The sequence below is a fragment of the Streptomyces sp. V3I8 genome (genome assembly GCF_030817535.1).
In the GTDB taxonomy this organism is placed as follows: domain Bacteria; phylum Actinomycetota; class Actinomycetes; order Streptomycetales; family Streptomycetaceae; genus Streptomyces.
In genome coordinates this window covers 3,768,707-3,782,633 of the sequence record NZ_JAUSZL010000002.1, presented here as the reverse complement: position 1 = coordinate 3,782,633, position 13,927 = coordinate 3,768,707, and the positions used below count along the sequence as shown (strand labels likewise).

Genomic DNA, 13,927 nt, shown 5'->3' with positions numbered 1-13,927 from the left:
CAGCCCGGCCGCGGACCGGCACGCAGAACGAGGACGCGCCCGGCCGCCTGGAAGGCTTATTCCAGGAAGCCGCTGATGGGCGCCGTGTCGTATTCCGTCGCACCCGCCGTGGTGATGCCGCCGGCCGAGCCGGGCAGCCGCAGCGAGTCGAGGCCGCTCACGTACAGGTCGGCCGTCTTGTCACCCTCGATGTCGCGCAGCCGTACCAGACCACCGAACTCATCGTTGGCCGTCAACGGCCCCGGTACGCCGGGGGTGTTGCGGGCGAACCACTGCGAGCCGGTACCGGACAGGCCGCTCGCCCGCCCCTTGAGGACGTGCACGCCGCCCGCGTAGTCACGGCCGTCGATGTCCTCGCCCCGCACGCCGACCGCGAGATCCGCGTAGCCGTCGCCGTTGACGTCGCCCGCCGAGACGGATGAGCCGAACTCGTCGTAGTTCTCCGGGGACCCGGCGACGCCACTGGTCGACTGGGTGAAGCGGGCGCTTCGGGACGGGCCGCCGGACGAGCCGTACCAGACGCTGACGCGGCCCTTGTGCTTCGAGTGGAGGGACGTGCCGATGGCGATGTCGCCGTAGCCGTCCTTGTCGAAGTCGGCGATGACGCCGTCGCCGCCGCGCTCGCCCTCGCCGCCGTCGCCGGACTGGGACTCCAGGCGCAGGCTCGTGCCCGGGGTGAGCGAGCTCGCGCCCCCCTTGATGAACCAGACGTCGGAGGCGATGGATTCGGAACCGACCACGTCACCGATGATCGCGAGGTCGGTCGGCTTGTCGCCGTTGACCTTGCCGGAGACCAGGGCCGAGGCGTAGAAGGACGTCGTCCTGTCGAGCTTGGTCACGGTGCCGGTGGTGCCGGAGCGCTTGAGCGGGCCGCGGTAGACGTAGGTCATGGCTTCGTTGATGACGGCCAGGTCCTGCTTGCCGTCGCCGTTGAAGTCGCCGGTCGCCAGGTCCTTGCCCATGTAGTTGTTGCGGCCAGGGTTCTTGTTCGGGAGCGTCGTGCCCTTGGACAGGCCGGAGGCGGATCCCCACAGGATGGTCACGGCGCCCTGGAAGCCGTTCTCGCCGGTCGCCGCCACCGCGAGGTCGCCGTATCCGTCGCCGTCGAAGTCCGCGGCGGCCCGTACCTCGCCGAACATGTCGTCGGCCTCGTCGGCGCCGGGCACGCCGGAGCTCGCCTGGGTGATGCGCTGGTGTGTGGAGCCGGGCCCGGTGGCGGTCCCGAAGATCACGCTGACGCCGCCGCCCCCTCTGGCGCTGAAGCTGGAGTACGCGTAGTCGCGGTAGCCGTCGCCGTTGAAGTCGTCGCCGTACTTCGCGGGCGCGGCGTTCGCCGCCGCGGCGGGCAGGGTGAGGGGGGTCAGGCCCGCTACCAGGAAGGTGGCGAGCGTGGTCGTTGCGCGGATACGCATAAGTGGTGGGGTTCCTTGTCGGTCGCGAGGGCGGGCCGGCCGGCGGTCCGGTCGCCGAAGCAGGTTTCGTGGCCAGATGGCGCGTGGGGCCCGCGAACAGGAGACCGGTAGCGGGGCCACAGGGTTGTACGCCGGCGCCGGGAAACGTCGTGAGTGCGTGCTCGCCCCGTTTGTCGAGGTGGCGGCGGACGGTCAGACGTCAGGGTCGGCTTCGGGGTGCGTGAACCGCACGGGCCTGCCCAGCGACCGGGCGTAGGCGATTTCGGCTCGGGTGCTGTCCCCGATGCGGTCGCCGACCACGAGCACCTCGTCGGCGAGCCGGATCTTCGCCCGGTGCAGATCACCGAGTCGCACCTTCAGCGCCTCGGCCTCGACGGGACCGTACCGAAGCGCGTGCGGCGACTTCATGTCGCAGCACGGTTTGACGACGATCCTTCCGGCTTCGGTCTCCCGCAGATCGGCCTCGTCCATCTCGGTCATGAAGCGGGTGGAGCCGCAGATCACGACGATCCGCGGGAGGTCCGACTGCTTCTTCGCGTCGGCGAGCTTCTCCGCGGGGGTGAGCAGGTGCGGGTACGACACGGGTTCCTCCTGGCGGCGTGGTCCAACAGCTCGGCCTCGAACGGAACAGATCAGCTAGAGGGCCCCGTTGGCGCCGCCCCCGGCCGGGTCCCGGTCCACCGGCAGGTGGATGAGCACCAGCACCACCCCGCTCAGCAGGAACACCCGCATCGCGGCATCCAGCCCGTTCCAGTCCTCCGACTGCCACATGGCGAACCACTCACCGCCGATGGCGATGAACCCGGCGCCGAAGAGCAGCATCAGCATCAGCAGCCCGACGGTGGACGTCCGCCGGGCCCGGACGTGGTCCCGTCGCAGCCACTGGAACGTGCCGAGGATCAGGACGAGCGCGGCCACCGTCTCCCACGCGATGATCGCCACGTACGCGGCGTTCTGGAGCCCCTCGGACTCCACGGCCCGCCACATCAGGTCGTCGTCCTTGAAGGTGGTGTCCATGGCGAGCACATGCTGGACGAACTGCTGGTTGGTGCCGAAGTCGGTGATGTTCCCGAACGCCACGAGCGTGATGTAGAGCGCGACCGTGCCGGTGAGCAGGGTCGCGGTGATCGGTAACGCGCGTGCTACGGCCATCCTCAAGTCCCCTCGTTGACAGGTGTGTTGCTCAACGAACACCTGACACCATCTATGCCGCGCAAGACCACCGGATTACCGGTTCACCGCAACCGATTCACCGAAACCAGCTCACCGCAACCGGTCGACGTACAGGTCGGTCCCCGGCACCGTCGGCACGAACGGCGCCACCAGTTCCACCCGTCCCAGCCCCGTCCCGGCCACCGGCGCCTCCAGCCCGGTGAACCACTCCTCCCAGCACTCCCGCGGATCCGCCTCCAGGAACCACAGCAGCGTCAGCCGCGTGCCGACCCCCTCGACCTGCTTCACGTACGACATCCGGTCCCCGGGCAGCGGCGTCGGCCGGAAGACGGTGACCATGGCGGCGGGCGACCCCGCGAGCCGCTCGGGCAGGTACCGGGAGCGCAGCCACTCCAGCAACTCGCCCCGCCCGGCCGGGGACCGCGCGTCCACGACCTGCAGCACCAGCCCCGCGTACGGATGGTCCAGCGCGTGGAAGTCGCGCGGCCCGGCGTCCCCGTCCCGGTACACCGTCGCCTCGTGGTCCTGGAACGCGGTGAAGACGTGCGTACGGTCCTGACAGACCCGCCCGTCCCTGTTCAGCCGCTTGTTGATGCCCACGGTCCACTTCATGTGGTCGTCGTAGCGGCCCTCCGTGATCCAGTACGTCGACAGGTAGCAGCCGGTGGTGACCGGCCGGGCGACCGCGGACTTCTCCGGCACGCGCAGGAGCTGCAGGTCCCGGGTAGCGACCCAGCGGCGGCCCGCGTACATCCAGGGCATCGCCATCGCGCCGGCGTAGTAGTGATCGTCCTCGTACCAGCGGTTGTACGCGTGCTCGTGTCCCGGGTGCGGCTCCACCATCGTGATCAGGGCGTGGCCGGGACGCACTCCGTACGGGCCGGCGGCGGCCAGTTCCCCGTACACCTCGCTGCGCGTGTCGACGGGCGTGTCATCGGGCACGGCGCTCCCCCTCCTCCCTCTCGACCTCTCGGTCCCTCTCGGTCCCTCTCGGTCCCTCTTCCTTCGTCCCCCGCACACGCCTACTCTGACGGACCGTCAGATTGTGCGCCAGGGTCGGGAGGTCCGTGATGTCGTTGCTGCAGGGGAAGACCGTCGTCGTGTCGGGGGTCGGGGCCGGGCTCGGGCACCAGGTCGCGGCGGCCGTCGTGCGGGACGGCGGGAACGCCGTGCTCGGCGCGCGTACGGAGGCGAACCTCGCCGAGGCCGCCGCCGAACTCGACCCCGGCGGCACCCGCACCGCGTACCGGGCGACGGACATCACCGACGAGAGCCGGTGCGAGGCGCTCGCCGCGCTCGCGGTCGAGCGGTTCGGGCGGCTCGACGCCGTCGTGCACGTGGCCGCCCGGGACAGCTGCTTCGGCGGCCTGGAGGACGCGGACTTCGTCACCTGGCAGGCCGTCCTCGACGTCAACCTGCTCGGCACCCTGCGGATGACCCGCGCCTGTCTGCCGGCGCTGAAGGAGCGCGGCGGGTCCGTGGTCGTCATCGGGACGCAGTCGTCCGTCGCCGCCCCCTCCCAGGTGCGGCAGGCGGCGTACGCGGCCTCGAAGGGCGCGCTGACCAGCGCGATGTACTCCCTGGCGCGCGAACTGGGCCCGCACCGGATCCGGGTGAACACCGTGCTGCCCGGCTGGATGTGGGGCCCGCCGGTGCAGGCGTACGTGCAGTTCACCGCGCACACCGAGGGCGTGCCGGAGGCCGAGGTGCTGGAGCGGCTGTCCTCCCGGATGGCGCTGCCCGAGCTGGCCACGGACGGGGACGTGGCGGACGCCGCGGTGTTCCTGGCGTCGGACCGGGCGAGGGCGATCACGGGACAGTCCTTGCTGGTCAACGCGGGGGAGCTGATGCGATGACAGCTTCCGTGTCGCATTCATGGACATGAACCGAGGTCGGTAAGCTGAACTATTTTGCTTCGCCTTGACCGTACGGGATGTTGTCGCAGTCATGCCATCGAACCCACGATGAGCGGGCGCTTCACGACCCTGACGATCCTGGGAGAAGGCATATGAACGGTCTCGACTGGGCCGTGCTCATCGGCTACTTCGGTGTGATGGTCGCGATCGGTGTCTGGTCCCACAAACGGGTCGACAACGTCAGCGACTTCTTCACCGCCGGCGGCAAGATGCCGTGGTGGCTGTCGGGCATCTCGCACCACATGTCCGGCTACAGCGCGGTCATGTTCACCGGGTACGCGGCCATCGCCTACACGTACGGCGTCACGTCCTACGTCACCTGGTCCTTCCCCATCGCCATCGGCGTCGCGATCGGCGCGAAGGTGTTCGCGCCCCGCCTCAACCGGGTGCGCTCACGCCTGCACGTGGCCTCGCCGCTGGAGTACCTGAAGAACCGCTACGACCTGCCCACCCAGCAGGCCCTCGCCTGGTCCGGCGTCCTGCTGAAGATCGTGGACGTGGGCGCCAAGTGGGCCGCCATCGCGACCCTGCTGTCCGTCTTCACCGGCGTCTCGCTCAACACGGGCATCCTGGTCACCGGCTTCGTGACGGCGATCTACTGCACGGTCGGCGGCCTCTGGGCGGACGCGCTGACCGAACTGGGGCAGTTCATCATCCAGTTCATCGCCGGTGTCGCGATGCTCGTCGCCGTCATGGCCGAGCTGAACGGCTTCAGCACCCTGTGGAGCGTCTGGGACGAACCCGCCCTCGACGGGCACACCAAGCTGCTGGCCGGCCCGTACATGATGGTCTTCCTGATCGCCTATCTCTTCATCAAGACCTTCGAGTACAACGGCGGCATGTGGAACCAGGCCCAGCGCTACATGGCCACGGACTCCGCGAAGTCGGCCACGCGCTCGGGCATCCTGTCCGCCTCGCTCTGGCTGGTCTGGCCGCTGGTGCTGTTCTTCCCCATGTGGGTCGCGCCGCTGATCATCAAGACCGACGTGCCGGCGGACTCGTACGCGCTGATGGCCGAACACCTGCTGCCGCACGGGCTGCTGGGCCTGGTCATCGTCGGGTTCTTCTCCCACACCATGGCGATGTGCTCCTCGGACGCCAACGCCATCGCGGCCGTCGTCACCCGCGACATCATGCCCGCGGTCTCGCGCAAGGCGCGCGAATGGGACACCCGGATGGGGCTGCTGGCCGCGCGCTGCGCCACGCTGCTCTTCCTCGGCCTGTCGATGGCCATCGCGACCCAGGTCGACTCCGCCTTCTTCGGCGACATCATCACCGTCGTCATCAAGTGGGTGGCCGGACTGATGGGCCCGATCGCGATCCCGCTGATGCTGGGCCTGCTCCCCTGGTTCCGCAAGAGCGGACCGACGGCCGCGCTGATCAGCTGGGGCGTCGGACTGGTCACCTTCTGGCTGGTCAACTACCCGATCAGCTGGAACGTCGAGGGCGGGGTCCCGCTCCAGTACCAGGTGTCGATCCCGCTCGCGGTCTCGCTCGTCCTCTACATCCTCATCGGATACGTGAAGCCGGAGGACACCCCGGAACGGGACGCGCTCATCGCGAAGATCAACTCGGACGACGGCGGCTCCGCGGCCGCGGCGGTACCGGCTCCGGCCGGCCCGGCGGACGACGTGGTCGGCACACCGGCCAAGGACTGACCGCAGCCGTGCACGGGGACGGCGGGGCGGCCGCTCGCACCGGGCGCCCCGCCGTCCTGCCGGTCACCCGCCCCTGCCGCCCCTGCCGGACCGGTCACCCGGACCGGTCAGCCCGCCGTGACCGGGGTGGCGGTCGAGCCGGACAGGGCCGCGTACGCGCGCGGGTAGCGGGCCAGCCAGGCCGGTGAGGAGCCCGCCGGACCGTGCAGGGCGGGGCCCTGGGTCATCTCCATCGCGAAGTCGTCCGCCAGGACCAGCATGGTGGGGCGGCCCTCCAGCTCGGCCAGCCAGGACGGCGGCAGCGCCGTCTCGCCGTGCAGGGCGCCGAGCAGCGCGCCGGTGAGCGCCCCGGCGGCGCCCGACGCGCCGCCGTGGTTCACCGACAGGGACAGTCCGTGCCGGGTGTCCTCGCCGACCAGTGCGCAGTACACGGCCACCGAGAGCAGCCCCTCGGCCGTCCCGTTCCCGGCCAGGTCCTCCACCCGGGCCGGGGACGGCATGCCCTGCCGTACCGCCCCCAGGGCCCGCTGCAGCGCCTCGGCGACGGGCTGCTGCCCCGGGCGCGGGGCCAGCTGCTGCAACGCCCGCTGGACGGCGGTGTCCAGACTCTCCCCGCGTGCGAGCCCGTGCACGATGACGGCGTACGCCCCGGCCGACAGATAGCCCAGCGGGTGGCCGTGGGTCTGCGCCGCGCACTCCACCGCGAGTTGCATGACGAGCTGTGGCTCCCAGCCGACGAGCAGCCCGAACGGCGCGGAGCGGGCCGCGGCCTCGACGCCTCGCTCGTCCGGGTTCTTCGGCGCGTCCAGCGTGCCCATCGTCTCGTCGCCGAGGCCGAGCAGACAGGCGCGGGTCGGCTCACGGCGTGCGTACAGCCATTCCTCGCGGGCCAGCCAGCCGTCCTCCTTGCGCCGCTCGTCCGGGCCCCAGTCGCGTTGGGTGGCGGCCCACCGCAGATAGGCGCGGTGCAGGTCCGTCGGCGGGTGCCAGGCGCCGGTGTCACGGCGCACCTGGGCCCGTATCAGGCCGTCGAGCGAGAACAGGGTCAGCTGGGTGAGGTGCGAGACGGCTCCGCGCCTGCCGAACCCCCGGGCCAGGTCGGTGAGTCCTTCGGCGCCGTGCGCCGCCCGGATCAGCTCCATCGAGAGGCCGTCGACGGGCGAACCGAGCGCGTCGCCCACCGCTGCGCCGAGGAGCGTGCCGCGCACCCGGCTGCGGAAGTCCTGCTGTTCGGCACGGCCCCAGACGGCACCGGCATTCGCACCCACCGAGGCCTCCTGAGTTCCCGATCCGATTCCTTCGGTACAGCCGACAAGTCAGCACTGTAATCGAACAGGAACGGTCGGTTGAAAGCCGGAACGGTATGCGAACAGTGAACCGACTGATCATATTTGTCGGTCGGCAAGGCAAAGGTGCGGACAGGGCCGAGCCCCCTCGGCCAGGACGGCGGGCCGGTCGAGAGGGCTCTTTCGTGAAACGTATGAAGTTGTCGGTGAAGTTGTCGATGAAGTTGCGGTGGTAGGTGCAATGCCAGGAGTAGTGGTGGAAACAGTGGAAGGAGGAGAAGAAGTGGTGTCCGGGACTTCTGCGGCTCCTGCTGTGCGAGGTCCCCGTCCGTACGGGGCCTTTGTCCCTGTCAGGCGGCTGTCCCTGTCAGACGGCGCCCCGGCTCACTTCTGCCACGAAGGCGTTCCACGACTCCGCCGGGAAGGCCAGCGTGGGGCCTTCGGCGACCTTGGAGTCGCGGACGGCCATCGCCGCCAGGACGGGGGACCGCACCTCGACGCACGCGCCGTTCCCCTGTGAGTACGAAGACTTCGTCCACGTGTCCGTGGCACCTTGCATGATCGGCATGTTCGCTCCGCTGGCCGGTTTTTGAGTGCCTGTCACCGAGTTGCGGGTTCCTTCCGGAACCCGCGGTTCGGATTGCGCCAAGGTTGTTGCCCCTTGGCGTGATCGACGCTACTCGCCAACTTCCTTGCGCGAAGCGACTATTCACTCGTCCGAGTGACATATGCCAGCCGAGTCTTCCGCAGTAATAGGTAGAGGGTGTATGGTCCGCCCCTCTCTTCTCGCGGAGCCTCGGAGCGCTCAAAACCGGCCCCGCGTCACCTCGGTGCGCGTAGCCCTTCGTGTCAGTGGGCGTAGTCCTTCATGACATCCGCGATGAACTCACGGGACTGGTCGGCGTTGAGCGCCTGCGCCCGCAGATGCTCGTACATCACGCTGTACTTCTGGACGTCGTTCGCCTTCTCCAGGTAAAGGTCGCTGGTGACGCCCTCGATGTAGACCACGCTGGAGTCGGCCGCGTCCGGGAACTCGAGGATCGCGTACTGACCGCTCACCCCGGGGTGCGCGCCCATCGTGAACGGGATGACCTGCACCGTCACGTGCGGCACGTGCGACATCTCGACCAGGTGCTCCAACTGCTCGATCATGACCTGCTTGTTGCCGACGGTCCTGCGCAGCGCCGCCTCGTCGAGGACGGCCCACAGCCGCAGCGGGTTCTCCGGGTCGGAGATACGTTCCTGTCGGCGCAGCCGCACCTGCACGCGCTTGTCGATGTCGCCGGCCGCGGCCTCCGGGAGCGCGCCCTGGATCAGGGCCTCGGCGTACGGACGGGTCTGCAGCAGGCCCGGTACGACCAGCGGGTCGTACACGCGCAGGCTCGCCGCGTCGGTCTCCAGACCGATGTAGACGCTGTAGGGGATGTCGCCGAAGGAGTGCCACCAGCCCTGCTGACGGGAGTCCTTGGCCATCTGCATCAGCGAGTCGACGATCCGGACGTCCTCGACCTCGTACACCCCGCACAGATCGCGGACGTCGCGCTGGCTGATGCTGCGCCGCCCGTTCTCCAGACGGCTGATCTTCGACTGCGAGACGAGCAGCCGCTCGGCCACCTCTTCGGCCGTCATGCCCTTGAGCTCCCGGAGCCGTCGCAGCTCCTGGCCCAGCCGGCGACGCCTGACGGTGGGATTGACGTTGGACGCCACGGGACGTGCACCTCCGGCTGCGGACTGCCTGTACTTTGCGTATCTGCTGTTGAGCAGATTGCCACCAAGGCGCTCGCCGCCGCTACGGAACAGCGGATATGCGGTGCGTACGCACCACTTGTCGCCACGTCTCGCCACCTCTCGCCACTTCGCGCCATCTGGCGGTCCGTAGGGCGGGGCGTGAACATGGAGGTGACGGCGAGCGGCCGTGTCCATGTCCGTGGCCGTGGGACCGACGGCGAGTGGGGGAACGGCCACGGACATGCGGCCGCGCGGGGCGGCGGGCCATGTCGTCGTCCGGACGTACGGCCCGTCACCCCGCGCGGTCCAGCGGCTCCCGAACCGGATCCTGGGGACTGCGGTGCGGCGCTGATCGTGCGTGACGCGCGAGGCGTGGTGCACGGTGGGTGCTGCGGAGTTGCTGCGGTTGTCGGTCGTTCGGTACTTCTGTGCTGCGGTCGTGCCGGAGGTGCCGTGGACCGGTGACTCAGTGGGCCACGGCGCGCGCCATCGAACCGCGGTGCGGTTGCATGGGAATGCCCCTGGCGGGCTCCGATGCGGGTCCGGCTCCTGGGGCGGCCTGACGGCCGGCCGGCGGGGCCGGGCTGCGGCGTGGCTGAGCGGCCACACCGTTCTGGACGTCCATCACGGCGTGAGCCACGAGGCCGCCCATGGGGTCGTGCCTGATCAGGTCCCGGAGGCGGGAGCGCGACGAACGCCCTTCGTTCCCTGGGTAGAGGTGCTTGCCCAGGCCGACGGCATGCGCCAGCGCGGCCAGTGCGGCGGTCCGCGGATCCGGCGGGACGCCGGTGCGGATCGCGTTGTCCAGCCGGTTCCTGATCTCCCGGCTGATCTCCGTGTCGGTCGCCTGGTAGCGAGTCGTCGGAAGCACCCCGCACATCTGTCCCGCCACGGCATGAACCATGCCGCACCGTTCCAGATGCGAGAGATATGTCTGGCGCAACCCCAGTCGGGGCCCGCCGATCCAGTTCACAGCGCGTACTGGAGCACCCCGCCTGCGGAGTAGTTCCAGCGCACAGTCCAAGGTCGGATCTCCGGTCGGCCGTGGTGCCACCACGGCGATACGATCCCCGTCTGGGGCTATCCGTCCGGCCAGCGCCAGCTCCACTAGCTGTGCTCCGGCCAGACCGAGGTCGAGCGACTGCGGCTGTGCGGTGGTACCCGTGGTCGGGTCCAACGCCAGCAGCAGAAGCTCCTCCGGAAGTGTTCTGCGGCTCCTGCCCATCCATGCCTCCCCGCGTGGATGAATGACAGGGTGACCCCTCTCACATTGGTCTGTCGAGAGCACGTGACCGGTTCGTAGCGGAACCAGTAGATATGTCGTTCTCGTCTACCGCAGGGGTCAACCCCGCACACAGGACACTGGTACACGGTTCGGACACAGGTGGCCGGGTCCCGCGTGCACTGTTTTTCTGGTTCTTTTCGAGTTCATGGTTCGGTTGGGCGCACGGTGTGTGGCGCACGGAGGAGGCATCGGTGGCGGGCGAGTTCCCCGACAGGTCGAAGCAGCACGAGTCGTCGGCAGAGCCGACGTCGGGGAGCAAGGCGTCGGTTCCGGATCCGCGCCTGGCGGTGTCCCGGGACCCGGTGACGGCCGCGGCCCGGACGGACACCGGTCCGGCGGCCGGCCGGCCGGACACGGCGACGGCGGTCTTCTCGACGAGGCGTGTCACGGAGGCGGCGAGTTCCGCCGGTTCCGCCGCCGGGGCCGAGGAGCCGGATGCCGGGAGTCCGCAGGGGAGTGACGGTTCTGCGAAGCCGGAGCCGACCGGCGGCGGCACCGGGAAGGGCGCCGGAGGCGGTGACGGGCGCCTGCGGGGCGCGGCGGCGGCCCTGGCCGCCACGGCGGACGAGGAGGCGCCTGGAGGCGCCCCTGAGGGCGCCGGCGCGGACGCGGGCGGGAAACCGGGAGCGCGGGGTGCGGGCCGGGGCTCGACCGGCCGCGACTCCGCCGGCGGTTCCGGCCCCGACGCGGATGACGCGGGCTCGAAGGCGGACGGGGGAGACCTCGGTGGTGACTCCGGCTCCGCGGGCTCGGACGCCGAGCCGCAGGACGCCGTTCCTGGCGTGTCGGCATCGGCGGAGGACGCTGCTGCCGGCGATGCCGCGCCGGGCGGCTCGCTCGCGGGTCCGGGTGCGGGTTCGGGTACGGATGCGGGCTCCGAGTCCGTGGATGCCGTCGAGGCGGACGTACCGGCCGAGGACGTCGAGTCGGTTCCGGCCGCGCGGACCGCGACCGGGACCACCGCGAAGCCCGGCGGCGACGCCGACGCTGACACCGATGTCGACACCGATGCCGATGCCGACGCCGAGTCGAAGCTTCCCGGCGAGGCGGCGGGCGCGGCGAAGTCCGCGCCGAAGACTGACACCGGAGCCGGAACCGCTGCCGGAGCCGGAGCCGGAGCCGGAGCCGGAGCCAAGGCCGTGGCCGCGGACGGGACCGCGCAGGCGAAGCGCGCTCCGCGGGACGCCGCGCTGCCGGACGCCGCCGAGACGGACATCCCGGCCGAGGACGCCGTCCCGGAGACCGGCACCGACCCGGGGACCGACGCCGATCCGGACGTCGACGTCCGCCTCGACGCCGGAACCTCTGCCACCGACCAGGGCGCCGCCGCGAAGGCCGACGCCGAACCCAAGGGTGAAACCCCTGCCGCCGACCGGAGCACCGCTGCTGTGAAGGCTGACGTCAAGCCCGAGGAGGGTGTGCCCGAAGCGGCAGCCTCCACGGCCGGGGCCCCGAAGAGCGCGGCTCGGGCCGCCTCCGACGGCGACAAGGCCCCCGCCGCGAAGTCGGCCTCCGGGGCCGGCGCGGACGCCGCTCGGAAGCCTGCCCCCGCGCCCGACGAGGACGCGGCTGCCGACACCGACACCGACACCGAGCGCGGTCACCCCGCCGACCAGGCCACCGCCATCTTCAAGCGGCCCCCCGCCGTGGACCGGCCCACGGCCATGCTCAAGCTGGGCGGCGCCGCGAAGGCCGGGGGCGACGAGCCCGCCGGAAAGCCGGGCGCGGGCGTGGACACCCCGACCGGCGCCGAGTCGGCTGCCGAGCCGGACTCCGGCACAGGCACCGGCACCGCAGCGAAGACCGGCGGCAAGGCGACCGGCGGCGAGGCGACCGGCGGCGAGGCAGCCGACGGCAAGGCGGACGGCGACAAGGCGACCGACGGCAAGGCGGACGGCCGTGGCGAGGGCCCGGCCGAAGCCGAGCGGACCAGTCGGTTCGTCGCGCTCAAGCCGCTCGACGAGCCCGCCCCGCCGAAGGCGAAGCCCGCCGGGCCCGCCGGTCCCTCCGGGGTGGCGCCGGCCTCCGAGACCGCCGTCGTGCCGCAGGTCGGGCCCGAGCGGACCTCGCAGCAGCCTCTTCCGCCGCGGCCGCCGCTGGACCTGCTGGCCGAGCTGACGAACACGCCGCTGCCCCGCCAGACCCCGGTGCGTACGATCGTGCGCCGGGTCAAGATCTGGACCCCGCTGGTACTCCTGCTGGCCGTGGTGTTTGCAGTGGTACAGGCCGTGCGTCCGCTGCCCACGCCCACCCTCACCCTGACCGCCGACGAGTCCTACGCCTTCGAGGGCAGCAAGGTCTCCCTGCCGTGGCCCGAGGAGGGCCAGGGCTGGATGGACGTCAACGGCCTCGGCACGGTCGACTCGTTCGGGGATCAGGAGCCCGTCGCGATCGGCTCGGTCGCCAAGGCCATGACGGCGTACGTGATCCTCAAGGAGCACCCGCTGAAGGCCGGCGCGGACGGCGCGAAGATCCCCGTCGACGCGAAGGCGGAGAAGGAGGGCGGCTACGACGCGCAGGGCGAGTCGACCCTCAACACCATCAAGGACGGCGACACCCTCACCGAGAAGGACGCCATCGCGGCGATCATGATCCCCTCGGCGAACAACGTGGCCCGTCTGCTGGCCCGTTGGGACGCGGGTTCCGAGGCGAAGTTCACCGAGAAGATGAACGCCGCCGCCAAGGACCTCGGGATGAAGAACACCACCTACACCGACCCCTCCGGGCTGAAGGAGACCACGGTCTCCACCGCCGAGGACCAGGTGAAGCTCGGCAACGAGCTGGTGCGGATCAAGGCCCTGGTCGACATCACCAAGCTGCCGACCTGGACGGACCCGTCCGGCAGGAAGTGGGACAACTACAACCGCCTGGTGCCGTACAACAACGCCATCGGCATCAAGACCGGCTCGACCACCAAGGCCGGCGGCAACCTGCTGTTCGCCGCCACCCAGGAGGTCGGCGGCGAGAACGTCATCGTCGTCGGCGCGGTCCTCGGCCAGCACACGCCGCCGATCATCGACACGGTCAACGCGGTCAGCAAGACGGCGATGATCGCCGCCCAGGAGGCGCTGACCTCGCGGAAGATCCTGAAGAAGGGCGACGTCGTGGGGTACGTGGACGACGGGCTCGGCGGCCGTACGCCGGTCGTCGCCACCAAGGACGTCTCCGCGGTGGGCTGGGCCGGCAAGACGGTGAAGCTGAAGCTGGACGAGGACGGCAAGGCGATCCCGCACGAGGCGAAGGCGGGAACCGAGGTCGGCTCGCTGAGCGTCGGCGGCGGTACGACGGGCGACGCGGTCGAGGTTCCGGTCGCGCTCCGGTCGGACCTCACCGAACCGGGATTCGGCGCCAAACTGACCAGGGTGGCCTGACCAGGCGGCCTGACCCGGGCGGCCCGACGGGGGCGTACGCCCGAGGGGCCGGCCGGGTCGGGGGCGTACGCCCCCGGAAGCAGCCGGACCGGCCGCAC

11 protein-coding genes are annotated in these 13,927 nt (G+C 70.7%); 3 read left to right on the top strand and 8 right to left on the bottom strand.

Translation table 11 applies throughout. From position 1 onward, the window contains the following. Positions 1-56: 56 nt before the first annotated feature. The 4 genes from QFZ75_RS16530 to QFZ75_RS16515 form a co-directional block, all read right to left on the bottom strand. A complete protein-coding gene (locus tag QFZ75_RS16530) occupies positions 57-1,412 on the bottom strand; it encodes an FG-GAP and VCBS repeat-containing protein (protein WP_307537739.1) in 1,356 nt (451 codons plus the stop codon). Positions 1,413-1,604: 192 nt separating this feature from the next. Then, positions 1,605-1,994, bottom strand: coding sequence for a hypothetical protein (locus QFZ75_RS16525; RefSeq protein WP_307537738.1), 390 nt, complete (start codon positions 1,992-1,994; stop codon positions 1,605-1,607). A 54-nt stretch (positions 1,995-2,048) separates the two neighbouring features. After that, complete coding sequence (locus QFZ75_RS16520; RefSeq protein ID WP_307537736.1) at positions 2,049-2,564, bottom strand: DUF2165 domain-containing protein; 516 nt, start codon at positions 2,562-2,564, stop codon at positions 2,049-2,051. 111 nt (positions 2,565-2,675) lie between these two features. Further along, positions 2,676-3,527 (bottom strand): hypothetical protein, encoded by an 852-nt coding sequence (locus QFZ75_RS16515; RefSeq protein ID WP_307537735.1) that lies wholly within the window; start codon positions 3,525-3,527, stop codon positions 2,676-2,678. Positions 3,528-3,655: 128 nt separating this feature from the next. On the opposite strand from QFZ75_RS16515, the gene QFZ75_RS16510 reads away from it, so the two are divergent. Both QFZ75_RS16510 and QFZ75_RS16505 read left to right on the top strand, forming a co-directional pair. Further along, positions 3,656-4,441: an SDR family oxidoreductase gene (locus tag QFZ75_RS16510; protein ID WP_307537734.1), complete on the top strand. Its 786-nt coding sequence runs from the start codon at positions 3,656-3,658 to the stop codon at positions 4,439-4,441. Between the two features lie 152 nt (positions 4,442-4,593). Continuing rightward, complete coding sequence (locus QFZ75_RS16505; RefSeq protein WP_307537732.1) at positions 4,594-6,159, top strand: sodium:solute symporter family protein; 1,566 nt, start codon at positions 4,594-4,596, stop codon at positions 6,157-6,159. 107 nt (positions 6,160-6,266) lie between these two features. Here QFZ75_RS16505 and QFZ75_RS16500 read toward each other — a convergent pair whose 3' ends face one another. From QFZ75_RS16500 to QFZ75_RS16485, 4 genes are all read right to left on the bottom strand, one after another. Then, positions 6,267-7,427, bottom strand: coding sequence for an ADP-ribosylglycohydrolase family protein (locus tag QFZ75_RS16500; RefSeq protein WP_307537730.1), 1,161 nt, complete (start codon positions 7,425-7,427; stop codon positions 6,267-6,269). A gap of 385 nt (positions 7,428-7,812) precedes the next feature. Next, positions 7,813-8,013, bottom strand: coding sequence for a DUF397 domain-containing protein (locus QFZ75_RS16495; protein ID WP_307537728.1), 201 nt, complete (start codon positions 8,011-8,013; stop codon positions 7,813-7,815). Between the two features lie 281 nt (positions 8,014-8,294). Beyond that, positions 8,295-9,152 (bottom strand): helix-turn-helix transcriptional regulator, encoded by an 858-nt coding sequence (locus tag QFZ75_RS16490; protein ID WP_307537726.1) that lies wholly within the window; start codon positions 9,150-9,152, stop codon positions 8,295-8,297. A gap of 487 nt (positions 9,153-9,639) precedes the next feature. Next, the gene (locus QFZ75_RS16485; RefSeq protein WP_307537724.1) at positions 9,640-10,398 is read right to left on the bottom strand and encodes a GPP34 family phosphoprotein; all 759 of its coding nucleotides are present in this window, start codon (positions 10,396-10,398) and stop codon (positions 9,640-9,642) included. A gap of 251 nt (positions 10,399-10,649) precedes the next feature. On the opposite strand from QFZ75_RS16485, the gene QFZ75_RS16480 reads away from it, so the two are divergent. Next, the gene (locus QFZ75_RS16480) at positions 10,650-13,829 is read left to right on the top strand and encodes a D-alanyl-D-alanine carboxypeptidase (RefSeq protein ID WP_307537723.1); all 3,180 of its coding nucleotides are present in this window, start codon (positions 10,650-10,652) and stop codon (positions 13,827-13,829) included. Positions 13,830-13,927: the final 98 nt, after the last annotated feature.